Below are 23230 nucleotides of genomic sequence, written 5' to 3' on the forward strand. Positions count from 1 at the left end.
CCCGCACATCACGTTCGTCGGTAACGGCAGACCCCGCGGCTTCCTCGCCAACCAGCAGACCCCCGTCACCGATGTCCTGAGACATCAACTGTCACCGATGTCCTGAGGTAGAAACGTCACCGATGTCCTGAGACATCACAGGCCGATTTCGCCGAATTTCCGGTGTCCTGTCGATGATTGGGTGTCCTCTCGGCAGGAGAGGGGTGGCTCTCAGCCGAGGACGGCCATGGCGTCGATCTCGACGAGCAGCTCCGGGTTGGCCAGGGCGACCATGATCGTGGTGCGGCAGGGGAGCACCGCACCCGCGCCGAGCTTGTCGCGCAGGTAGGCCTCGTAGGCGGCGTTCATCTCGGCGAAGTGCTCGGGGTCGGTGAGGTAGACGCGCATCGAGACGACGTCCTCCCAGGAGGCGCCGCCCGCGGTCAGGATGGCCTCCAGGTTGGCGAAGGTCTGCGTGGTCTGCGCCGTGAGACCCTCCGCGAGCTTGCTGGTCGCCGGGTCGACGCCGGTCTGGCCGGAGACCTGCACGATGCCGTTCTTGACGACGCCCTGCGAGTACGGGGCGGCCGGGATCGGTGCCTTGTCGGTCTTGATCTGCTGTGTGGGCATGTCATGTCCTCTCTGTGGTGTTGGCCCAGTCGGCCGCGATGTCGGCCGTGGTCTGTTGGAGCGTGGGGAGCAGCTTGTGCACCTCGTCGCGGGTCAGGATGACATCGGGCACCGAGACCGACGCCGCGGCGATGATGCGGCCGGCGCTGTCGCGGATGGGTGCGGCGACGCAGTTGATGAAGTCCTCGTGCTCGGCCGAGTCCTCCGCCCAACCCTGCGCTCGCACCGTGGCCAGCTCGGCGCGGTAGGCCTCTGCGGTGGTGATGGTGCGCTCGGTGAATCGCTGAAAGTCGTTGGCAGCCAACGCGGTTGCGAGCTGTCGCTCCGGCAGCTCGCAGGTCAGCAGCTTGCCGACTGCTGTCGCATGCAGGGGCGCGATCAGGCCGACTCGCGAATACATCCGCACCGAGCTGGTGCTCTCGACCTTGGCGATGTAGACCGCATGACCGCCCTCGTATGCCGCGAGGTGAACCGCCTGACCGCCCGTGCGTCGGCCGAGGCTCTCCAGATGCGGCAGCGCGATGTCACGGATCGCGCGTTGTTCCAACGCACTCGTGCCCAACTCGAAGAGCCGCGAGCCGAGGAAGAAGCGGTGGTTGTCGTCACGACGGACGAATCGATCGTCCTCCATGGTCCGCAGCAGCCGGAGCACCGTGGTCTTGTGCACGCCGAGCGACTCGGCCAGTTCGTCCAGCGACCGCCCGCCCTCGCCGAGGAGGTCCAGCAACTGGAGGGCGCGGGCCAGGCTTTGGCTCATGTCGGTCCCCTCGTCCCTCGGGTGCCGACATTCGTCCTGATGTCTTCTGGTCGCTCGCTGCGCTCGCTCATGTGACGTCCCGAATCGCTTGCAGCGCAGGGGATTCGATGCCGCGGCTGCTCACCGACGTGTGCTCCCAGTCGGCGTCGCTGGCCGTGACGAGAGCGTGCCGGACCGTGGCGTCGGGCAGGCTTCGGGCGTGGTCGCCGGGTTCGGCGAGTACGCAGGCCGCGCTGAGATGCCCGAGCCGGAGCCGCGCCACTGCGTCATACCCCGACAGCAGGCCGGTGAGGTAGCCGGCGGCGAATCCGTCGCCGGCACCGACCGGCTCGACCACGTCCACGCGCAGCGCGGGCACCGCGGTGGTGACGCCGTCCGGCTGCACCTCGGTCGCGATGTGCGCGTCGGACTTGATGACCAGCCGGGGGCGTGGACCGATGAGCTCGCGCAGCTCCGCGGGCGTGCTCACTCCGAGAGCGACCTCGGCCTCGTCGGTGCCGAGCAGGACGACGTCCGCGGCGCGCAGGAGCTCGTGCAGGGGCCGGGTGTCGCGCCCGCGCCAGAGCGCGGGTCGCCAGTTGAGGTCGATGCTCAGCACGAATCCGTGCCGGTCCCGTGCGTCGACCAGGCGTCGCAACAGGTCGCTGTCGGTGTCGAGGATCCCGGCCGTGATGCCCGAGGTGTGCACGACGTCGCACGCGCTGAGCGCGGCGGCGATCGGGGGCTCGTCCAGCAGGTCTGCGCCCATGGCTGCGGCCGCGGATCCGCTGCGGTAGTAGAACATTCGACTCCCGGAGGAGCTCGAGTCCTTCAGATAGACGCCGGTCGGATGCTCAACGTCGTGCTCGGCGAGCACGGTGACGCCGCGCTCGGTCAGGTCGCGCGCGATGTAGTGGCCGAACGGGTCGTCGCCGAGGCGAGAGGTCCAGCAGGTGGGTATGCCGAGCGCGACCAGGGCACCGGCGACATTCGCCTCGGCGCCGCCCACCGAGCGGTGCAGCAGGTCGGAGTGTGCCAGCCCGCCGCCGCCCTCCGGGCGCAGCACGACCATCGCCTCACCGAGACACACCACCCGACTGCGATCATCCGTGGTCACCGATGCGCACCTTCCGCGTTGTGGAGCCTTGACGTTGCAATGGCGGCGATGCTACACATGATCGGCCACATTACGCAATGAGCGTTGCAAGATACGCAATCGAAAGAGGCGGACCATGAATCGTGCGGCGCTGGACGCCCTGGCCGACGAGCAGGTGGACTGGCGGCACAAGGGCATGCCACCCGCGTTGTGGGGTATGACGGTCGAGCAGATCCGAGCCCGGCGCCCCCGGCTGTCCGAGTTGCCGACGCCGCTGCTGACCCTGTCCCGGGCGGCGCTCGATCACAACATCGATGCACTCGCATCCTGGTGCGCCACAAGGGGATTCGACCTCGCACCGCATGGGAAGACGACGATGGCACCCGTCCTGTGGGCTGAGCAGTTGCGCGCCGGAGCGTGGGCGATCACCCTGGCCAATCTGCCGCAACTCGCGATCGCCAGGGCGTTCGGAGTGCAGCGCGTCATGATCGCCAACAGCGTCATCTCACCGCTGTCGCTGCGCTGGATCGTCGACGAACTCGCCGCGCACCCGGACGACGAGATCTACGTCTGGGCGGATGCCGTGGACACCGTCCGCCTGATGCACGAGGCGATCGCCAACCACGTCGCCGACGTCGGTGACCGTCCGCAGCTGCGGGTCCTGGTGGAGCGCGGGGGAGCGGGCGGCCGGACCGGAGCGCGCGACCTCGGAACTGCGCTGGAAATCGCTGCAGCAGTGGCGGATTCGCCATACCTCGCGCTGGCCGGGGTGGCCGGCTACGAAGGTGCGCTGGCGCACACGGCGGACGAGCAGAGCCGTGAGATCGTCGCCGCCTACCTGCGCGACCTGGCCGAAGTGCACGAGCGACTGGCCGCAGCCGGTCTTTATCCGGAGGGCATCACCCCGGTGGTCACCGCCGGCGGCAGTGCCTACTTCGACGTCGTCGACGAGGTGCTCCGCCCGCTTGCGGGGGCCGGTGCGCGGGTCGTGCTGCGCAGCGGTGCGTATGTCGTGCACGACGACGGCTTCTACCGCGACATCTCACCGCTGGGGGAGCACCCGAGGACCGACGGGCCCGCCCTGCGTTCGGCGATGCACGGCTGGGTGCGGGTCAGCTCGCAACCGGAGCCCGGTATGGCGATCTTCGATGCCGGCAAGCGGGACCTGCCCTTCGACGAAGGCCTGCCGGAGGTGCAGCGGTTGCGCCCGCGCACTGCGGACGAACACGTCACCGACCTCGACGGGGTGAGCGTGACCGCGCTGAACGACCAGCACGGCTTCCTGCGCTTCGACGCGCAAGCGGAGCCGCCGGTGCAGATCGGCGACGAGCTGCGACTAGGTCTCTCCCATCCCTGCACCGCGATGGACAAGTGGACGCTCGTGCCGGTCATCGGCGATGCCGACGAGGACGACCCCGTTGTGGTCGATCTGCTGCGGACCTGGTTCTGAAAGATGTTGCAATGACTGCCGATTGGCTGATCCGGGATGCGCGGGTCATCGACGGTTCGGGTGATCCGGCATACCCGGCGGACATTACGGTCGAGGGTGGCGTCATCACCGGCATCGACCGGAGTTCGCGATCGGCGGCTTCGGCGCGGCGTGTCGTGAACGCCGAGGGCCGTGTGCTGTCACCGGGATTCATCGACATGCACGCGCACTCCGACATACAGATCCTGGCGCAGCCGGACCACACGGCGAAGGTGAGCCAGGGCGTCACCCTCGAAGTGCTCGGTCAGGACGGGCTCTCGTTCGCGCCGATCGACGATCCCACCCGGCAGGCGTTACGCCGCCAGATCGCGGGCTGGAACGGCGACCCCGAAGGGTTCGCCTACGACTGGGCATCGGTGGCTGAATATCTCGATCGGCTCGACCGTGGAATCGCCTGCAACGCAGCGTATTTGGTCCCACAGGGAACGCTGCGGCTGATGGTTGTCGGACCGGACGACAAGCGCGCGACCCCCGAGCAGCTGCAGCAGATGAAGGCGCTGCTCGCGGCCGGACTCGAGCAGGGCGCGGTCGGCATGAGCAGCGGATTGACCTATCCGCCAGGCATGTTCGCCGACGACGAGGAGCTGGTCGCGCTGCTGCGTGTGGTGGCCGCGCGCGGTGGGTATTACAGCCCGCACCACCGGTCGTACGGCGCGGGAGCCGTTGCGGCATACGAGGAGATGATCGAGGTGAGCAGGGCGGCCGGGTGCGCGCTGCACCTGACGCACGCCACGATGAACTTCGAACCCAACAAGGGTCGCGCGGGCGACCTGCTGCAACTGATCGACGAGGCACTGGACGACGGGGTCGACATCACCCTCGACAGCTACCCCTACCTGCCGGGATCGACGACACTGAGCGCGATCCTGCCCAGCTGGGCGACCACCGGCGGTTCGGATGAGTTGCTGCGGCGGTTGCAGGACTCCGCAACGCGTGATCGCATCGGCTACGAGATCGAGCAGGTCGGCACCGACGGCTGCCACGGCTGCGTGACCGACTGGCGGACCATCCAGATCAGCGGTGTCGCCAACCCCGCGCTGGCCGATCGCGTCGGCCGCACTGTGGCCGAAATCGCCCAGGGGAGTGGGCGATCCGCGACAGAGGAGTTCTTCGACCTGCTGGTGCAGGACAACCTCGCGACGACGATCCTGCAGCACGTCGGCCACGAGGAGAACGTGCGGGCGATCATGGCGCACCGCACGCACTGCGGCGGATCGGACGCGATCCTGGTCGGCGACCGGCCGCACCCGCGGGCCTGGGGGACCTTCCCTCGCTATCTCGCCCGCTATGTACGCGAGCTCGGCGTGCTCGACCTCGTCGACTGCGTCCACCACCTCACCGGACGCCCGGCCGCACGCCTTCGGCTGGATCGCCGGGGACTGCTGCGCGAGGGGTATGCCGCAGATCTGGTGCTCTTCGACCCGGACCGGGTGAACGACACCGCGACCTTCGAGCAGCCGCGGCAGCAGGCCGACGGCATCGACTGGGTGTTCGTGAATGGCCGCCCGGTCATCGAAGCCGGCGAACGCACCGACGCACTACCCGGGCGCGCGCTGCGCCGAACCGACGAAGGGACCAAACCACTGTGAACGACAAGGCGACGGGAGTGCTGGAGGCACTGGAGCAGGATCGGGTCCTGTCGATCGTGCGAGCACCCCGGATCGACGATGTGGTCGCCCTGGCCGACGCGTTGTCGGCGGGTGGCATCCGCGTCCTCGAATTGACCTTCACCACACCGGGATTGACGGAGCTACTGCAGGGCGCAGCGGAGGCCGCGTCGCGGACCGGTTCCTTCGTGGGCGCTGGCACCGTCACCACGGGAGACCACGCGAAGGCGGCGCTCGAAGCGGGAGCGCAGTTCATCGTCACGCCGGGTCTCGGCCCGCATGCGCGGGAGATCGTGGACGCCGCCCACCGTGCCGGAGCAGCCGCGGTCCTCGGAGCACTCACCCCGAGCGAGGTCATGACGGCTGTCGAGCTCGGCGCCGACGTTGTGAAGATCTTCCCGGCTCGCGCGGTCGGCCCGGCATACCTCTCGGACCTGCACGGTCCCTTCCCGGACGTCGCGCTCATTCCCTCCGGAGGCGTCAACGCGAGCAACGCCGCGGACTTCCTGGCGAACGGTGCTCTCGCCGTGACTGCCGGAACCTCGGTGGTCGCGCCCGCCGATGTGGAGAACGCCCGCTGGTCCGAGGTGACACGCAATGCAGCAGCCTTCTGCGCCGCACTCCGCTGACGCGAATCCCCCTGTGGCTCATCGCACTTCAATACGCTGAGCCGAATCCCCCTGGAAATGGAGACTTCCATGTCAACCGCGTTCCATCCGGTGTCGCTGGCAGTGGCCGACGACACCATCAAGAAGATCCACGAGCCGTGGGCCGGGCATGACACGCAAGCCCTGATCGTCACCGTGATCGGTATCGCGATCATCGTGGCGCTCATCATCAAGCTGAAGATGCACGGCTTCCTCGCGCTGACGATCGGCTGTCTCATCGTCGGTGTCGGCTCCGGCATCGGCCTGGGCGACGTGGCCACTTCGTTCGAGACCGGCGTGGGTGCGGTGCTCGGCAATGTCGGCGTGCTGATCGTGCTGGGCGCGATGCTCGGCAAGTTGCTCGCGGACTCCGGCGGCGCCGACGAGATCGTGGACAAGATCCTCACCGGAGGCAGTGGAGCGCTGCCATGGCGAATGGCCCTCATCGCGTTCATCATCGGCATCCCGATGTTCTTCGAGATCGGGCTCGTGCTGTTGATCCCGGTCGTCATGCTCGCGATCAAGCGCTCCAAGAAGCCGGCGATGACCCTCGCCATACCCGCTCTCGCCGGCCTGTCGGTGCTGCACGGCTTCATCCCGCCGCACCCCGGGCCGCTCGCCGCGATCGCCAACCTGCACGGTGACGTCGGCATCACCCTGGCGATCGGCCTGCTCATCGCCATACCGACCGTCATCATCGCGGGTCCGCTGTTCGCCATCCTCGCGGCGCGCATGGTCCCGATCGGCGCCGCGGGCGCCGGTGGCAACCTGGTGGCCGACACCGGACTCGACAAGACCCGGGACAGCGTCGAGGCCGCGCCGACGGACGGGGCCGACGGGCCGACCCGTCGGCCGACGTTCGGCTGGACGCTCGCGACGATCCTGCTGCCGGTGGTACTGATGCTGATCCGCGCCGCCTCGGACATCTGGATGAGCGAGAGCAACAGCATCTATCCGCTGCTGCAGTTCATCGGCGAGCCGATCGTCGCGCTGTTGCTCGCCGTGCTGGTGGCAATGGTGAGCTTCGGGACCTCGGTCGGCTTCTCGCTGGACACGCTCACCGAGAAGCTGAGCGACAGCCTGAAGCCGATCGTGAGCGCGACCTTCATCGTCGGCGCCGGCGGCGGGTTCAAGCAGATCCTGCTCGACGGCGGCACCGGCATCGCGATCGGCAAGATCGCCGTGGCCGCAAGCCTGTCGGCGCTCGTGCTGGGCTGGATGATTGCCGTTCTGATCCGGATCGCGACCGGGTCGGCGACGGTCGCGACGGTGACCGCGTCCGGCATCGTCGCCCCGCTGGCGGTCGGACTGTCCTCGACGCATCTCGCGCTCGTCGTGCTCGCGGTCGGTGCCGGTTCGCTCTTCTTCTCGCACGTGAACGACGCGGGATTCTGGCTGGTCAAGGAGTACTTCGGTCTCACGATCGTCCAGACGCTGAAGACCTGGTCGGTCATGGAGACGATCATCTCGGTCGTCGGCCTGGCGCTGACCTCGCTGCTCTGGGTGATCATCTAGCTGCGCCGCCCCGCCATACCGAGAGGACACGAACGTACTGAGAGGACACGGAAATCGGCCCGAATGAGGCCGATTTCCGTGTCCTCTCGGCATGTCCGGTGTCCTCTCGGCGAAGGTGGAATAGATCCGGGAGAGTCCCCGTTGTGATGATCAGATAGTTCAAATTTGAGAGACCTCGAGACAGTGGGAGTGAGAGACATGCAGTTCGGCGTCTTCACCATCGGTGACGTCACCACGGACCCGACGACCGGTCGCACGCCGACCGAAGCGGAGCGCGTGCAGTCCGCGGTCGCCATCGCCAAGAAGGCCGAGGAGGTCGGTCTGGACGTCTTCGCGACCGGCGAGCACCACAACCCGCCGTTCGTCGCGCCGGCGAACCCACCGATCCTGCTGAGCAACATCGCGGCGCAGACGACCGATCTGCAGCTGTCGACGGCGACGACGCTGATCACCACCAACGACCCGGTGCGGCTGGCGGAGGACTACGCCTACCTGCAGCACCTCGCCGGCGGTCGGGTCGACCTGATGCTCGGCCGTGGCAACACCGGCCCGGTCTACCCGTGGTTCGGCAAGGACATCCGCAAGGGCATCCCGCTCGCCGTCGAGAACTACCACCTGCTGCGTCGTCTCTGGCGGGAGAAGTCGGTCGACTGGGAGGGCGAGTTCCGCACGCCGCTGCACGGTTACACCCTGGCGCCGGCGCCGCTGGACGACGTCCCGCCGTTCGTCTGGCACGGCTCGATCCGCAGCCCCGAGATCGCCGAGCAGGCCGCGTTCTACGGCGACGGCTTCTTCCATAACCACATCTTCTGGAACAAGGAGCACACCGAAGCAATGGTGAAGCTCTACCGGCGGCGGTTCGAGCACTACGGCCACGGCGCCGCGGACCAGGCGATCGTCGGGCTCGGTGGCCAAGTCTTCATGGCCGACACTGAGGCGGAGGCCAAGCGCGTCTTCCGTCCCTACTTCGACAACGCACCCGTCTACGGACACGGGCCGTCGCTGGAGAGCTTCACCCGCGACACCCCGCTGACCGTCGGCACCCCGCAGCAGGTCATCGAGCGGACGCTCGGTTTCGCCGACTACGTCGGTGACTACCAGCGCCAGCTGTTCCTCGTCGACCACGCCGGGCTGCCGCTGGACCGGGTGCTGGAGCAGATCGAGATCCTCGGCACGGAGGTCGTGCCGGTGCTGCGTCGCGAGTTCGAGGCCCGTCGCCCGGCCCACGTGCCGAGCAACCCGCCGAGCCACGCGTCGCTGGTCGCGCAGGGACCGGACTCGCCGCACCGCAAGGTGATCAGCGCCACCGCCGGTCTCGAGCAGGTCACCGAGGAGGCGGCAGTATGACGCGCAAGGTTGTCGTGCTGACCGCCGGCCTCAGCCAGCCGAGCAGCACCCGGCTGCTCGCCGATCAGATCGCTGGCGCGGTGGACGCCGAAGTCAGTGCGCGTGGCGAGGCGATCGACATACAGACCTATGAACTGCGTGAATACGCAGTCGATCTCGCCACCATGATGGCAACAGCCGGTATGCCGACGGCGCGTCTCGACGAGTTGCGCCGTGCCGTCTCGGCGGCCGACGGGCTGGTCGTCGTGTCGCCGGTGTTCGCGGCGAGCTACTCGGGTGTCTTCAAGATGTTCTTCGACGCGCTCGACGCCGATGCGCTGAGCGGTATGCCGGTGATCATCGCCGCGACCGCCGGCACGCCACGGCACTCGCTGGTCCTCGATCACGCGCTGCGGCCGCTGCTGTCGCACCTGCGCGCGGTGGTGATGCCGACCGGTGTCTTCGCCGCGACTGAAGACTTCGGTGGTGGCGCGGACGGCCGCGAACTCGGCAACCGGGTGGCGCGCGCGGCGGCGGAGCTGGCCGCGCACCTCGTCTCTACCGATGGCGACGCGGTCGCCGGCTTCACGCCGACCCGAGCCGGCCGCGACTCCGGCGTCGACGTGCCGGCCGAGGTGACGCCGTTCATGACGCTGCTCGGTGGCCATTCGGGCTGAGGTGACGTGGCCTAATCTGGGGGAGTGTCAACGACCCAGCTCGGTCCCGCCGAGACCACCGAGGTGCCGCTCGCGCAGCGCGTGCGCGGGCCGGCACTGACGGCGGTCGGTGGCGCAGGAGCCCTGGTGTTGTTGCACTTTCGCGACCCGCACCAGTCGGGCTCGTGGGGGTTCTGCCCGTTCCTGGAAGTGACCGGTGCGCCGTGCCCGCTGTGCGGCGGGTTGCGCGCGATGAACGACCTGACACGCGGACACGTCACGGATGCACTGACCAGCAACGCCGCCGCGGTCTTCATCCTGGTCGCCGGCACCGCCCTGATCGTGCGGTGGTTCGTGCGCCGAGCCCGCGGTGACGTCACAGCGGTGCTGCTGACGACCCCGAAGGTCGCCACGACGATCTTCGCGGTCGCGATGGTGATCTTCACCGTCTACCGCTGGACGCCGTGGGGCCACTGGCTCTACCAGGCCTGATCACGACGCAAACGCCGAAAGGCCCGGTCACCGACTGCGGTGACCGGGCCTTTCGGTGTGTATGACGTCAGGACGCCAACCGGATGATCACGCCGATCACCGACAGCACGGTGCCGATGATGCCGCAGATGAAACCGGCCTGCACCTTGCCACGGCCGCCCAGCGCGCCGCCGGACGCGTCGATCTGAGCAAGGGCCTGACGACCCATGATGATGGCCGGGATACCGGTGAACAGACCACAACACGGGATCGACAGGATGCCGAGAATCATGATCAGGGTGGCCTTGTCGTGGTCCTGCTGCGGAGCGCCGTACGGGTTGCCGCCCTGCTCCGGGGCTCCGTACTGGGGCGAGCCGTAGGGCTGCGCGCCATACTGCGGGGTGCCGCCATATTGCGGGGTCCCGCCCTGGGGCGCGCCGTACTGGGGAGAGTTGTAGTCGGGCGTGCCGTACTGCGGGCTCCCCGAACCCTTGCCCGTGCCGTCGTCCGGCTGCTCGCCGTAGCCGCCCGGCTGATTGGGGTCGTTCGGATAGTTGGTCACAGCTGATCCTTAATATCGGGTTCGTCCGGGACGAGGGTAACGAAGGTCATGCACTTCGTCGGTCATCGGAACGCAGGCTATGACGTCATCGGTCGCCCTGTCGCTCCAACACGACGCGGACTTTGCTGCGGACTTTGCTGCGGACTTTGCTGCGGACTGACGCGGACTTCGTCGCGTGTTCACCCACCGGGCGGCGTGAATTGGGCAACTTCCCCCGCCATACCAAGGGTTTCGCTTTGGAAATCACAGGTTCGGCCGGGACAATCGACGCATGGTGTGGTTGATCTTGGCGCTGGTTATCGGTGTGGCTCTCGCAGGGACCGTCATCGGTCTTGTCGCGGTGCCGGCTCGACGGGAGGGTCGTGAGTTGCTCACGGAGCGAGCTGAGGAGATGGTCAGCTCGGTGACCGAGCGACGCGGGCGCAAGGTGGGCGCCGACTCCGACGCGGAGTGACACGCCGGGCGTTGCCGCTCGTTGCGCGGCTGCTGCACGTTCCCGGGTGACACCGCGCCCGGTTCGTTGATCCATTTGGGATGATGTCGACGTGGACTCGCTCTGGGAAATCCTTGTCATCATCACGGTCGTCGTCCTTGCCGGCCTCGCGCTGCTCGTCGGCTACCTGCGAGGTGGCGGCAAGAAGTCGGCGCCCGAGGTAGCGCCGCCGCCGCCCGCGCGCGAGGCGAAGACACGCACCGCCAATACCTACAAAGCCGGTAGTACGGCGACGATCGACACCAGCAAGGGTGCGCCGCCGAAACCGCCGGTCAAGCCCGCACCGAAACGCCCGGAGGCCGGCGCCCCGGGCGGCTCGGCCGGAACGGGAACAACCGCCACCGGCGCGAGCACGCCGACGGCCGAGCCGACCACCGAAGCCGCCGAGCCGACGACAGCGCGACAGGCGCAACAGCCGCAGCCGGCCGCCCCCGCTCCCGACGCGCCGGCCGACGCTACGGACCTGGTCGAGCCCGCTCCGGCAGAGGCCGAACCCGAGGTTGAACGTCCCGCGTCCGCTCGGGGCCGGATGACGCGACTGCGTTCGCGACTCGCCAGTTCCAACACCGCCCTCGGCAAGGGCCTGCTCACGGCACTCTCCGGCGACAAGCTCGACGACACGGTCTGGGAAGAGGTCGAGGACACCCTGCTCGGCGCCGACCTCGGGGTGGAGGCCACCACCGAGATCGTCGACGGGTTGAAACGTCGAGTACAGGTTGAGGGCGCGCCGTCCACGGAAACGCTGGAGGGCTGGCTGCACGAGGAACTGCTGGCCCAGGTCGGTCCGGACATGGACCGGCGGATCGCCGGCACCCGGGTCGGTGACCGTCCGGCCGTGATCATGGTCGTCGGCGTCAACGGCACCGGCAAGACCACCACCATCGGCAAGCTCGCCCGCGTCCTGGTCGCTGAGGACAAGGACATCATTCTCGGCGCCGCGGACACCTTCCGTGCCGCCGCTGCCGACCAGTTGGAGACATGGGGCGCCCGGGTCGGTGTGCCGACCGTGCGTTCCGACAAGGAGGGCGCCGACCCGGCTGCAGTCGCGTTCGACGCGGTCAAGGCCGGCCGCGACAACGAGGTCGACGTGGTGCTGATCGACACCGCCGGCCGCCTGCACAACAAGGTCGGCCTGATGGACGAGCTGGCCAAGGTCAAGCGGGTCATCGAGAAGCAGAGCCCGATCGACGAGTGCCTGCTCGTGCTGGACGCCACCACCGGCCAGAACGGCATGCGCCAGGCCGAGGTCTTCGCGCAGGCGGCCCAGATCACCGGTGTCGTCCTCACGAAGCTGGACGGCACCGCCAAGGGCGGCATCGTCGTACTCGTGCAGCGTGAGCTGGGCGTGCCGGTGAAGCTGGTCGGCCTCGGCGAGGGGGCCGACGACCTGGCGCCGTTCGATCCCGAAGCGTTCGTCGACGCCGTTCTCGATTGAGCCAACCCCTGCCGAGTGACGGCTCTCTCGGCGAGTGACGCCCCACGAGGACCGTCACTCGCCGAAGAAGCCGTCATTCGGGATGGTCGGGTGCGCTGGTCAGGATCGGCGGCGGGCGGCGTCGGTGGCCTGGTTGACGCGGCGGTCGGCCTGAACCTGTGGATCCGAGAGCATCCACCGCACGCCCTTGGCCCCTGCGCAGCCGGCGCCGCGCAGCAGCGCGGCACCACCGGGCGGGGTGCGGACGCCCAGCATCCGTCGCGCGTATGGCGGCAACGTCCCGATCGCGCCCGCGACCAGGCTCAGGTAGCCGGGGCGGGCGACCGGCGGCAGCGGCGGCTCCCAGAGGATGAACCGCAGGGCCGCCTGTGCTGCGGGCGTGCTCCGCAGCTCCGGCCGGTATGACGCAAGGTCCTCCCGCAGGCCCGCCACGGTCGTCGGCGCGTTGTCGAAGCCGAGTTGCATGGAGACCGACCCGATCTGGGCGACATACGTGTCGGCCTCGCCGTCGGTCAGGCTGCCGCCGCCGAATGCGCGGTAGCAGCTGAGGAAGCTGTCCGCCTCGGCCGCGTGCACCCAGGCCAGCAGACGGGGTTCGTCCGCGCGGTACTCCACACCATCGAACGTCCCGTGGACCCGCCGGTGGATGCCTCGCACGCGCGCCAACAGTCGTTGTGCGTCCGGGATCGTGCCGAACGTCGTCGTGGAGATGAAGTTGCTGGTCTGCTGCAGCCGGCCCCACGGGTCGTCCCGGTAGCTCGAGTGCTGGTCGACGCCGGCCATCGCGAGCGGGTGCAGCGACTGCAGGAGCAGCGCGCGAATGCCGGCGACGAACATCGACGCATCCAGGTGCACCCGCCAGATCGGGTCGTCGGGGGTGAACCAGCGTTCGCCCGCCTTGCCCCAGATCCCATCGGCCCGGCGGCGCGCGTCGGCACCGGCCACCTTCTCGCGCAACTGCACGGCCGCCCGGTGGCGTGCCGCGTCCCGGACGCGACGCACCGGGCCGGGCAGCACCAGTGACGTCATACAGCCAGTATGACGAGGGTTTCCGTCCTCCGGCCGCCTGCCCGCGAGTAGCGTCGCTCCGGTGAGCAAGTCGATCGAGCGTGGTGAGGCGAGCGCGCGGGCGAAAATTGCCGAACTCCTCCGTCCCGGTGAACAGGTGGTGCTGGAGACTCGTGCCTTGACGCCAGTCCGCAGCAGGGGAGGAGGGAACCCCCTGTTGATCGCAGTGACCGACAGGCGACTGCTGACGTGCGGGACCGTGAAACCGCGCTGGGCGAGCGCCTATGGCTGGGGACGGATCCGCGACCTGCAGATCCGCACGAAATGGTGGTACGTCGAGGTTTCGTTCCGGGCGATCGTCGGCGGGGGCGCAGCACGCAGCACTTTCGACTACAGCTATGACATCCGGAAGAAGGGCGCCGACCCGTTCCTCGACGAGTTGCGCATGCGCTGGACGGCACGTCATCCCGGCCACCCGATCCGGGAGGGCCGCTAGGTTCCGGGGTCTCGATACGGCCTCGCCTAGCGGCTCGCCCTACTCGACCCGCTTATGGGGCGAAACGTGCCGGTAACGCGACCTGTCAGACGCAACACAGCCGTAACACGTACGGGGTTCTGACCGAAACCGTGGATTGACAGGGTCTTTCGCATGACCTCGTTGATTCACGGACTGTCGGCCGCAGCGCCGCCGACACTCGACACCGGCAACACGGCCTGGATGCTGATCTCCGCGTCCCTCGTGCTCTTCATGACCATCCCCGGGCTCGCGCTGTTCTACGGCGGCCTCGGGCGGTCGCGCGGAGTGCTCAACATGATGATGATGTCCTTCGGGGCGCTCGGAGTCATCGGCGTCATCTACGTGCTGTGGGGCTACTCGATGTCGTTCGGGTCGCACGACCACCTCGGCGTCCTCGCCAGTCCGTTCGAATTCTTCGGGCTGTCAGGGATTTTGCCCGGCGAGCCGGGCAGCACGGTGCTGCAGGCCGGCGGCATCCCGGTGCTGGTCTTCGTGGGTTTCCAGTTCACCTTCGCCGCGATCACGGTCGCGCTGATCAGTGGTGCGATCGCCGATCGTGCGAAGTTCTCCACCTGGCTGGTCTTCTCCGGCCTGTGGGTCACGCTGGTGTATTTCCCTCTCGCACATATGGTTTGGGGCGGCGGACTGCTGTCGGGCTCCGCGGACGGCATCGCCGCGAAGCTCTTCGGCACGGTCGATGGTATGGCGAAGATCGCGCCCATCGACTTCGCCGGCGGCACCGTCGTGCACATCAACGCCGGTATGGCGGGCCTCGTCCTCGCGCTCATCCTCGGCAAGCGTGCCGGTTTCGGCACCTCCCCGATGCGGCCGCACAACGTGCCGCTGGTGATGCTGGGTTCGGGCATCCTGTGGTTCGGCTGGTACGGCTTCAACTCCGGATCCGCTTTGGGCGCCAACGAATCCGCGGCCCTGGTCTGGGTGAACACCACGGTCGCCACCTGTGCGGCGATGCTCGGCTGGCTGGTGCTGGAGAAGCTGCGGGACGGTCATGCGACCTCGGTCGGAGCGGCCTCCGGCATCGTCGCGGGCCTGGTCGCGATCACGCCCGCCTGTGGCAACGTCACGCCGCTGGGAGCGATCGGCGTCGGCCTCGTGGCCGGAGTGGCATCGGCATACGCGATCGGCCTGAAGTTCAAGCTGGGCTTCGACGATTCCCTCGACGTCGTCGGCGTCCACCTCGTCTCCGGCCTGTGGGGCACCCTGTCGCTCGGCATCTTCGCCCGCGGCACCGGCCTGGCGTATGGCGAATGGCGCCAGCTCGTCGTGCAAGCGGTGATCGTCGTCGTCGCACTCGGCTACACGGCGATCGCCACGACCGTCATCGGACTCGCCCTGAAGGCGACCATGGGCTGGCGGATCTCGGAGGAGGACGAGGCCGAGGGCATCGACCAGGCCGAGCACGCCGAGACGGCATACGACTTCGGCAGCATCTTCTCGGCCAGCCGCATCGGACATCGTCCCGAGCGACCCGCGCGGCACTCCGACAGCGACGCAGTGCGAACCCCATGACGCTCATGCTGCGTGGGCGTTGCGAGTCACACGTCTCCTGCAACGCCAACGCATCTCGAGCTTCCTGTGCGTCACCTGGACCGAAGTCTGGGAAAGTTCCCAGGAAATGGCAACACGGATGTAACACAGCGGCATGCTCCCCGGAAACGCTGCTTTGCGAAGCTGCCTCGCATGTTTTCCCTGATCCACGGGTTATCGTCCGCCGCACCGCCGACCACGCTCGACACCGGCAACACCGCCTGGATGCTGGTCTCGGCATCGCTCGTGCTCTTCATGACCATTCCCGGGCTCGCGCTGTTCTACGGCGGGCTGGGCAGGTCGCGCGGTGTCCTCAACATGATGATGATGTCGTTCGGGGCGCTGGGTGTGACCGGGATCATCTACGTGCTGTGGGGCTATTCGATGTCCTTCGGCAGTCACGATCATCTGGGGATCTTCGCCGGCCCGTTCCAGTTCTTCGGGCTGTCCGGCCTGCTCCCGGGGCAGCCGGGTGCCACCGTCCTGCACAGCGGCGGCATCCCGGTGCTGGTCGTCGTGGGCTTCGAGTTCACCTTCGCCGCGATCACGGTCGCGCTGATCAGTGGGGCGATCGCCGACCGGGTGAAGTTCTCGACCTGGATGGTCTTCTCCGGGCTCTGGGTCACGCTGGTGTACTTCCCGCTCTCCCACATGGTGTGGGGCGGCGGGATGCTGTCCGGGTCGGTGCACGGCCTGGCGTCGAAGCTCTTCGGCTCGGCGCACGGCGTCGCGGATGTCGTGCCGATCGACTACTCCGGTGGCACGGTCGTGGAGATCAACGCCGGTATGGCGGCGCTGGTCGTCGTCCTGGTCATCGGCAAGCGGGTGGGCTTCGGCAGCCAGCCGATGCGCCCGCACAACGTGCCGCTGGTGATGCTGGGCTCGGGGATCCTGTGGTTCGGCTGGTACGGCTTCAATTCCGGATCGGCTTTCGGCGCCAACGCGAGCGCGGCGCTGGTCTGGATCAACACGACCGTCGCGGCCTGTGCGGCGATGCTCGGCTGGCTGGTGCTGGAGAAATGGCGAGACGGGCACCCGACCTCGATCGGTGCGGCATCGGGCATCGTCACCGGCCTGGTGGCCATCACCCCGGCCTGCGGCAACGTCACGCCGCTCGGTGCGATCGGGATCGGCCTGGTGGCGGGCGTCCTGTCGGCATACGCGATCGGGCTGAAGTTCAAGCTCGGCTTCGACGACTCGCTCGACGTCGTCGGGGTGCACCTGGTCTCCGGGCTGTGGGGCACGATGGCGCTGGGCATCTTCGCCCGCGGCACCGGTCTGGCGTATGGCGAATGGCGCCAGCTGGTCGTGCAACTGGTCATCACCCTCGTCACGCTGGTGTATGCCGGAGTGGTCACCGGCGTCATCGCCGTCGCCCTGAAGGCGACGATGGGCTGGCGGGTGAGCGATGAGGACGAGGCAGCAGGAATCGATCTGGTCGAGCACGCGGAGACGGCGTACGACTTCGGCAGTGTCTTCTCCGCCAGCCGTCTCGGGCACCACCACCCGGAGCGACCCACCCGTCACACGAACAAGGAAGAGGTAGACGCATGAAACTCGTCACCGCAATCATCAAGCCGTTCCGGCTCGATGACGTGAAGGAAGCGCTGGAGGCCTACGGCATCACCGGTATGACGGTCAGCGAGGTCAGCGGCTACGGGCGCCAGCGTGGACACAGTGAGGTCTACCGCGGCGCCGAGTATGCCGTGGACTTCGTCCCGAAGATCCGGCTCGAGGTCGTGGTCGAGGACCTGGACGCCCGCAGCGTCGTGGACGTCATCGTCAAGACCGCGCAGACCGGCCGGATCGGGGACGGCAAGGTCTGGGTCATGCCGATCGACGACATCGTCCGCGTCCGGACGGGAGAGCACGGCGACGCCGCGCTGTAGCCGCCAGCGGGTTGAGTAGGCGGAGGAGCGCAGCGGGGGAGCCGTATCGAAACTCGCTGCGGCGGAGAGGCATCCAATCATGACGATCGACCAGGAGCGGCTCGACCTCGCCGGGACCCGCGAGTTCGCGATCCCGGGCGAGGGAGCACGGCGGCGGGAGCGGCTTGCGGCATACAACCGGCAGGTGCTCGCCGATCTATGGGAGGAGGCGACGAGCACCGCGCGGCTTCCGGAGAGCGGTGTGGCGCTCGCGATCGTCGGCGGGATCGCCCGATCCGACAGCGGACCGTTGTCGGACTTCGACTTGGTGCTGCTGCACGACGGGCGCAGCATGTCGAAGTCGGCGATCGGCGAGCTCGCCGACCGCGTTTGGTATCCGTTGTGGGACAAGGGAGTTCGGCTGGACCACAGCCTGCGCACGCCGAAGGAGTGCCGCGCCGTGGCGTCGGACGACCTGACGGCCGCAGTCGGCCTGCTCGACATCGAGATTGCGGCTGGTGACGCGCTGCTGGTCGCGCAGGTGCGGCAGAGCATCGCGCACGATTGGCGCGCCAACGCGCGCAAGCGGCTGCCGGAAGTACTGGAATCGCTACGGATCCGGCACGAACGACACGGCGATCTGGCACACGAGCTGGAGCCGGACCTGAAGGAGGCGGCCGGCGGGCTGCGGGACATGACGGTGCTGCGGGCCCTGGCGTCCAGCTGGCTGGCCGACCGGCCACACGGGCGGGTCGATGCGGCATACGACCGGCTGCTCGACGTGCGGGACGCGTTGCACCTGGTCACCGGCCGGGGCCGCGACAGGCTGAGCCGGCAGGATCAGGACGCGGTCGCGGCACTGCTCGGCGAACCCGACGCGGACGCGCTGCTCACCTCGGTGGTGCAGTCCGGGCGAACCATCTCCTACGCCCTCGACGGCACGGCCCGGCGTGCGGGTCAGTCGCAGCGTGCGCGCACCCTGCGCAGCGGGCCGCGCCGCCCGGTGCTGCACCCGCTCGGTCACGGGCTCTACCGGCACGACGGTGAGGTCGTGCTGGGCGCCCGGGAGATGCGCCGTCGCGGGCCGCTGATGCTGCTGCGTGCGGCCACCGCGGCCGCCCGGCTTGAGCTGCCGCTCGGGCCGAGCACCGTCAGCAATCTGACCCAGCCGGTGCCGCCGCTCGTCGTGCCGTGGCCGGAGGAGGTCCGGGACGCGTTCGTGGACCTGCTCGCCACCGGTGCCGGCGTGCGGCAGCTGTGGGAGACGCTCGATCTCACCGGCGTCGTCGGCGCCTGGCTGCCGGAGTGGGCGCCGGTCCGCAGCCGGCCGCAGCGCAGCCCGGTCCACCGCCACACCGTCGACCGGCACCTGGTCGAGACCGTCGTACGTGCCGGCGCCCTGCGCGACCGGGTGCAACGCGCCGACCTGCTGCTGATCGCGGCTCTGTTGCACGACATCGGCAAGATCGCCGGAGTCCACGACCACGCCATCGAAGGGGCACCGGTCGCCGGCAACATCGCCCGGCGGATGGGTTTTGCGACCGACGACGTCGAGCTCATCGAGTTGCTGGTGCGCGAGCACCTGACCGTCGTCGAGCTGGCCACCCGCCGGGATCCCGACGACCCTCGGACCGTCGCGGCGCTGGTCGCCGCCGTCGAGGAACGCCTGGACATCCTCGAGCTGCTCGTCGCGCTCACCGAGGCCGACGCGCTGGCTGCCGGTCCCAAGGCGTGGACCTCGTGGCGTGCGGACCTGGTGCAGCGGCTCGCCCAACACGCGCGTGCCGCGCTGGACGGCCGCACCCCGCGCCCGGTGGAGGCGAGCGAACCGCTTGCGCAGGACATTCGCTCCCGGGTGACGGACGGGGCGCCATACCTCGCGATCACGCCGACGCCGTCCGGCGCGACGATCGAGATCGCCGACCGGGACCGCCCGGGTCTGTTCGCCTCCTGCGCGCATCTCCTCGCGTCGTTCGGTATGACGGTGCGCGCCGCTCGCGTCCGCACGACCGACGGGATCGCGCACAACACCTGGCGGGTCGAGGCGCCGCTGGCCGACCTGCCCGACCTGGAACAGCTGACACGCGGCCTGCAGGAGGGGCGCCGCCCGCGCCGACGCGCCGGGCAGGCCGCACCGGCGGGCGCCATACCTTCTCGTGCGACGGTCGTGCCCGGGGCGTCCGATGATGCGCTCGTCATCGAGGTTCGTGCCCTCGACCGGCCCGGCCTGCTGGGCGACCTGGGCGAGACCTTCGCGGCGCAGGGGTTCGCCATCCGATCGGCGCATGTGGCGACCTACGCCGGCCAGGCAGTCGACACCTTCTATCTGACGACGACCGGCGACATCGCCGTCGCTCCGCCCGATGTGGCCCGGCTCATCGGCGCCCTGATCGACGCGTGTGATGGCGCGTGTGATCGGCGCGTGTGATCGAGGCGTCGTTCCCGGGTTAGCTCCGGCCGGAGGACGGGCCAAGGAAATGGGTTAACGACGCGAGGATGAGGGACGAATCCTCACGTCAGTTAACCTTGCAGGCGTGTTCAACAGCCTGTCCGACCGCCTGACGTCGACCTTCAAGAACCTCCGGGGAAAGGGTCGTCTCTCCGAGTCCGATATCAACGCCACGATCCGCGACATCCGGCTCGCGCTGATCGATGCCGACGTCGCGACGCCGGTGGTGCGCGAATTCACCGGCCGGGTGCGCGAGCGTGCGCTCGGCGCCGAGGTCAGCGGGGCGCTGAACCCTGGTCAGCAGGTCGTCAAGATCGTCAACGAGGAGCTCATCGAGGTCCTGGGCGGCCAGACCCGCGAGCTGCAGCTGGCCAAGCGCCCGCCGACCGTCATCATGCTGGCCGGCCTGCAGGGCTCCGGTAAGACCACGTTCGCCGGCAAGCTGGCGCGGCACCTGCGTGACAAGGGCCACTTCCCGGTGCTCGTGGCCGCAGACCTGCAGCGGCCCAATGCGGTCACTCAGCTCGAGGTCGTCGCCGACCGCGCCGGTGTGCCGTGCTTCGCGCCCGAGCGGGGCAACGAGGGCACCCATGACGCCGCGACCGGCGAGGGCACCCAGTCGTATGGCGACCCGGTGTGGGTTGCCCAGGCCGGTGTCGGTCAGGCCAAGGTGCGCCAGTACGACGTCGTCATCGTCGACACCGCCGGCCGGCTCGCGGTCGACGAGAACCTCATGCAGCAGGCCGCCGACATACGCGAAGCGATCCAGCCGGACGAGGTCCTCTTCGTCATCGACGCGATGATCGGCCAGGCCGCCATCGAGACGGCGCTCGCCTTCCAGAAGGGCGTCGACTTCACCGGTGTCGTGCTCTCCAAGCTCGACGGTGACGCCCGCGGCGGTGCGGCACTGTCGGTGGCGTCGGTGACCGGCCGGCCGATCATGTACTCCTCGATCGGTGAGCAGACCAAGGACATCGAGGTCTTCCACCCCGACCGGATGGCGTCGCGCATCCTCGACATGGGCGACATCCTCACCCTGATCGAGCAGGCCGAGAAGGCGTTCGACCGTGACCAGGCCGCCGCGATGGCGCGCAAGTTCATGGACGAGGAGGACTTCACCTTCGAGGACTTCCTGCAGCAGATGCAGGCCATCAAGAAGATGGGCAACCTCAAGGCTCTGATGGGCATGATGCCCGGCATGTCGGGGATGAAGGACCAGCTCAACGCGCTCGACGAGAAGGAGTTCGACCGCGTCGAGGCGATGGTCCGCTCGATGACACCCTTCGAGCGCACCCACCCCAAGCAGATCAACGGCTCCCGTCGGGCGCGCATCGCCGGCGGTGCCGGCACGACCGTGTCCGAGGTCAACCAGTTGCTGGAGCGGTTCGGGCAGGCGCAGAAGATGATGCGCCAGATGCGTCGTGGTGGCGGTATGCCCGGTATGCCGGGGATGCCCGCCGGCGGCGGCAAGCGCGCCAAGCAGGTGAGCAAGAAGAAGGGCAAGAGCGGCAACCCCGCCAAGCGCGCCCAGCAGGAGCAGGCCGCCGCCACCAAGGCGAGCGAAGCGCGCGACAAGGCGATGGGCAACGCGTTCGGCCAGCAGGAGGAGGAGCAGGACTTCTCGAACCTGAAGCTCCCCAAGGGCTTTGAGAAGTTCCTCGGTCCCGGCGCCGACAAGGACTGACGCGGTCAGCCGTTCGCGCCGTCGTCGACGGCGCTCGCGTCGAACTTGTAGGCGTCGGCGACGACTTGCAACGTCCATGGCCCGCGGGCGTCCGTGACGGTGATCCGGACCGGTGTCGTCCGAGCACCCGCCGAGGGGGCTCCGATCTGGTCGAACGTCACCTGTGGCACGTAGCGGTCGACCAGTGAACAGCCGGAGTTCAGTTGCCACTGTTGGAAGGTCACGGTGCGTTGGCTGCCGCAGGTGGTCCACGGTGCACGATTGTCGACCCGGATGCGGAAATGGCCGGTCGTGGTGGGCGACAGCAGACCCACGACGTTGATCTGAATGCCGCTCGTCGCGGCGGGTAGCCGGAGGGTGCCGCTGAAGGTGCCGTTCGGGTGATTCGCGGCGGCGCGAAGGGTCAGGACCTCGCCCCTGAGGGTGGGTTGCAGCGTGTGTCCCTCGCGTGAGGTCACGCTCCGCAGACTGCTGATCGTGAGGTCGTGTTGAACCTGGAAATTCCTTGTGGCGACAGGGTATTCGTCGATGGGCACCTTCTGATAGACAGCAATCGGCCAGGCGTCACGGCTGAAGTCGTTGACCGCCACCAGCGCCGTGCCGATGGCCGGAATGAGGTTCGGCCGGTTCCGGGTGCCGGCGCATTGCTTCTGGAAGAACGTGCCGTTCAGCTCGCTCGAGACGGACATGCCGACCGCCCGGTTGTCGGGGTCGCATTCCAGCGCCACCGAACCTGCGGCACCGACCGGGATGTCTTGGGCGGGGCCGGGTGCCACGTCGTGGATGGCGACCAGCTTGTAGCCCGCGGTGTATGCCGGGAAGTGTGTGCCATGTGCACGGTTGAGGCCGTTGGGGGTATGCAGCCAGTCGTTCCGCCAGCGCTGCGTGATGACGAGTGTCGCGACCGTCACCGCGATGACGAGGAGCGCGGCGACATACGTCCACCAGGGGCGACGTGGCGGTGGCGGTACGGCGCGAACGTCGGCGAGCGTGGCGCTCGCGCTGGGCGATGTTGCGAGATCGCCGAAATCCTCCAGTAGGGAACGCAATTCACCGGAGTGCGGCGATGCCCCCGGTAGCTCGTCATACGGCACGGCCCCGAGCGCTTCGGTCGTGGCGCGAGTGGTCAGGTGCAGGTCCCGCGCGATCTCACGTTCGTCGTGGCCGTCCACCACGAACAGGACCAGCGCCGCGCGCTGGCGCGGTGACAGTCGCGCCAGCGGGCGGAAGCGCGGCGCGAGTTGGGACGCGTCGCTGTCCTGGCTCGAGGTGTTGTCCCGTGCGCTGACCCTGGCCATTCGCAGCCGCGCGGTCGAGCCGGCCTGCGCGAGGTCGATGTGCTCGCGTCGCATGGCGGCGAGGACGGCGATCACCAGCTGCTCCGCCGGCTGCTGTGCTGCGGTCAGCTGGTAGGCGTCGTGGTGCAGGTCCTGGGTGCGTGCCGCGATGAACTCTTCGAGCTGCTCGTCCTGGTGGTCTCGCCCACGCATGTGATCAGCGTATGCCGCAGGTCT

The 23230-nt window shown here is 68.5% G+C and carries 21 protein-coding genes; 15 read left to right on the forward strand and 6 right to left on the reverse strand.

Features of this window, described 5'->3' with window-relative positions; genetic code table 11:
• Nucleotides 1-210: 210 nt before the first annotated feature.
• From VG502_RS09840 to VG502_RS09850, 3 genes are all read right to left on the reverse strand, one after another.
• The gene (locus VG502_RS09840; protein WP_325549871.1) at nucleotides 211-609 is read right to left on the reverse strand and encodes a RidA family protein; all 399 of its coding nucleotides are present in this window, start codon (nucleotides 607-609) and stop codon (nucleotides 211-213) included.
• A 1-nt stretch (nucleotide 610) separates the two neighbouring features.
• Entirely contained in the window at nucleotides 611-1366 is a 756-nt protein-coding gene (locus VG502_RS09845; RefSeq protein ID WP_325549872.1) for an IclR family transcriptional regulator, read from the reverse strand.
• A 67-nt stretch (nucleotides 1367-1433) separates the two neighbouring features.
• Nucleotides 1434-2462, reverse strand: coding sequence for a sugar kinase (locus VG502_RS09850; RefSeq protein ID WP_325549873.1), 1029 nt, complete (start codon nucleotides 2460-2462; stop codon nucleotides 1434-1436).
• A 115-nt stretch (nucleotides 2463-2577) separates the two neighbouring features.
• Here VG502_RS09850 and VG502_RS09855 point away from each other — a divergent pair, with 115 nt between their 5' ends.
• The 7 genes from VG502_RS09855 (at nucleotide 2578) to VG502_RS09885 (ending at nucleotide 10173) form a co-directional block, all read left to right on the forward strand.
• Nucleotides 2578-3891, forward strand: a complete 1314-nt coding sequence (locus VG502_RS09855) for a type III PLP-dependent enzyme domain-containing protein (protein WP_325549874.1) — start codon at nucleotides 2578-2580, stop codon at nucleotides 3889-3891.
• Nucleotides 3892-3902: 11 nt separating this feature from the next.
• A complete protein-coding gene (locus VG502_RS09860; RefSeq protein WP_325549875.1) occupies nucleotides 3903-5519 on the forward strand; it encodes an N-acyl-D-amino-acid deacylase family protein in 1617 nt (538 codons plus the stop codon).
• A complete protein-coding gene (locus VG502_RS09865; protein WP_325549876.1) occupies nucleotides 5516-6166 on the forward strand; it encodes a bifunctional 4-hydroxy-2-oxoglutarate aldolase/2-dehydro-3-deoxy-phosphogluconate aldolase in 651 nt (216 codons plus the stop codon). The genes VG502_RS09860 and VG502_RS09865 overlap by 4 nt, the downstream gene beginning before the upstream one ends.
• A gap of 69 nt (nucleotides 6167-6235) precedes the next feature.
• Nucleotides 6236-7699 carry a GntT/GntP/DsdX family permease gene (locus tag VG502_RS09870; protein ID WP_325549877.1) on the forward strand — a complete coding sequence of 488 codons (1464 nt, stop codon included), beginning with the start codon at nucleotides 6236-6238 and terminating at the stop codon, nucleotides 7697-7699.
• A 198-nt stretch (nucleotides 7700-7897) separates the two neighbouring features.
• Nucleotides 7898-9046 carry an LLM class flavin-dependent oxidoreductase gene (locus VG502_RS09875; RefSeq protein WP_325549941.1) on the forward strand — a complete coding sequence of 383 codons (1149 nt, stop codon included), beginning with the start codon at nucleotides 7898-7900 and terminating at the stop codon, nucleotides 9044-9046.
• The gene (locus VG502_RS09880; protein WP_325549878.1) at nucleotides 9043-9702 is read left to right on the forward strand and encodes a CE1759 family FMN reductase; all 660 of its coding nucleotides are present in this window, start codon (nucleotides 9043-9045) and stop codon (nucleotides 9700-9702) included. The genes VG502_RS09875 and VG502_RS09880 overlap by 4 nt, the downstream gene beginning before the upstream one ends.
• A 24-nt stretch (nucleotides 9703-9726) precedes the next feature.
• Nucleotides 9727-10173 carry a DUF2752 domain-containing protein gene (locus tag VG502_RS09885; protein WP_325549879.1) on the forward strand — a complete coding sequence of 149 codons (447 nt, stop codon included), beginning with the start codon at nucleotides 9727-9729 and terminating at the stop codon, nucleotides 10171-10173.
• A 67-nt stretch (nucleotides 10174-10240) separates the two neighbouring features.
• On the opposite strand, the gene VG502_RS09890 is transcribed toward VG502_RS09885, so the two are convergent.
• The gene (locus VG502_RS09890) at nucleotides 10241-10714 is read right to left on the reverse strand and encodes a DUF4190 domain-containing protein (RefSeq protein ID WP_325549880.1); all 474 of its coding nucleotides are present in this window, start codon (nucleotides 10712-10714) and stop codon (nucleotides 10241-10243) included.
• A 271-nt stretch (nucleotides 10715-10985) separates the two neighbouring features.
• Between VG502_RS09890 and VG502_RS09895 the strand changes: the two genes are divergently transcribed.
• Both VG502_RS09895 and ftsY read left to right on the forward strand, forming a co-directional pair.
• Complete coding sequence (locus VG502_RS09895) at nucleotides 10986-11168, forward strand: hypothetical protein (protein ID WP_325549881.1); 183 nt, start codon at nucleotides 10986-10988, stop codon at nucleotides 11166-11168.
• Nucleotides 11169-11259: 91 nt separating this feature from the next.
• Complete coding sequence (gene ftsY, locus VG502_RS09900) at nucleotides 11260-12642, forward strand: signal recognition particle-docking protein FtsY (protein WP_325549882.1); 1383 nt, start codon at nucleotides 11260-11262, stop codon at nucleotides 12640-12642.
• Between the two features lie 99 nt (nucleotides 12643-12741).
• Here the strand turns inward: ftsY and VG502_RS09905 are convergent, their stop codons facing one another.
• Nucleotides 12742-13671, reverse strand: coding sequence for an oxygenase MpaB family protein (locus VG502_RS09905; protein ID WP_325549883.1), 930 nt, complete (start codon nucleotides 13669-13671; stop codon nucleotides 12742-12744).
• A 196-nt stretch (nucleotides 13672-13867) separates the two neighbouring features.
• Here VG502_RS09905 and VG502_RS09910 point away from each other — a divergent pair, with 196 nt between their 5' ends.
• The 6 genes from VG502_RS09910 (at nucleotide 13868) to ffh (ending at nucleotide 21716) form a co-directional block, all read left to right on the forward strand.
• Nucleotides 13868-14146 carry a hypothetical protein gene (locus VG502_RS09910; RefSeq protein ID WP_325549884.1) on the forward strand — a complete coding sequence of 93 codons (279 nt, stop codon included), beginning with the start codon at nucleotides 13868-13870 and terminating at the stop codon, nucleotides 14144-14146.
• A 153-nt stretch (nucleotides 14147-14299) separates the two neighbouring features.
• Entirely contained in the window at nucleotides 14300-15697 is a 1398-nt protein-coding gene (locus VG502_RS09915; RefSeq protein WP_325549885.1) for an ammonium transporter, read from the forward strand.
• A 171-nt stretch (nucleotides 15698-15868) separates the two neighbouring features.
• A complete protein-coding gene (locus VG502_RS09920; RefSeq protein ID WP_325549886.1) occupies nucleotides 15869-17269 on the forward strand; it encodes an ammonium transporter in 1401 nt (466 codons plus the stop codon).
• Nucleotides 17266-17604 carry a P-II family nitrogen regulator gene (locus tag VG502_RS09925; RefSeq protein WP_325549887.1) on the forward strand — a complete coding sequence of 113 codons (339 nt, stop codon included), beginning with the start codon at nucleotides 17266-17268 and terminating at the stop codon, nucleotides 17602-17604. Before VG502_RS09920 ends, VG502_RS09925 begins: the two co-directional genes overlap by 4 nt.
• A 79-nt stretch (nucleotides 17605-17683) precedes the next feature.
• On the forward strand, nucleotides 17684-20011 hold the full coding sequence (locus VG502_RS09930) for a [protein-PII] uridylyltransferase (RefSeq protein ID WP_325549888.1): 2328 nt from the start codon (nucleotides 17684-17686) through the stop codon (nucleotides 20009-20011).
• 106 nt (nucleotides 20012-20117) lie between these two features.
• Nucleotides 20118-21716: a signal recognition particle protein gene (gene ffh, locus VG502_RS09935; protein WP_325549889.1), complete on the forward strand. Its 1599-nt coding sequence runs from the start codon at nucleotides 20118-20120 to the stop codon at nucleotides 21714-21716.
• Between the two features lie 5 nt (nucleotides 21717-21721).
• Here the strand turns inward: ffh and VG502_RS09940 are convergent, their stop codons facing one another.
• Nucleotides 21722-23206: a sigma factor-like helix-turn-helix DNA-binding protein gene (locus tag VG502_RS09940; RefSeq protein ID WP_325549890.1), complete on the reverse strand. Its 1485-nt coding sequence runs from the start codon at nucleotides 23204-23206 to the stop codon at nucleotides 21722-21724.
• Nucleotides 23207-23230 lie beyond the last annotated feature (24 nt).

Origin of the sequence: Flexivirga sp. (assembly GCF_035551235.1) — a bacterium.
Taxonomy (GTDB): Bacteria; Actinomycetota; Actinomycetes; order Actinomycetales; family Dermatophilaceae; genus Flexivirga.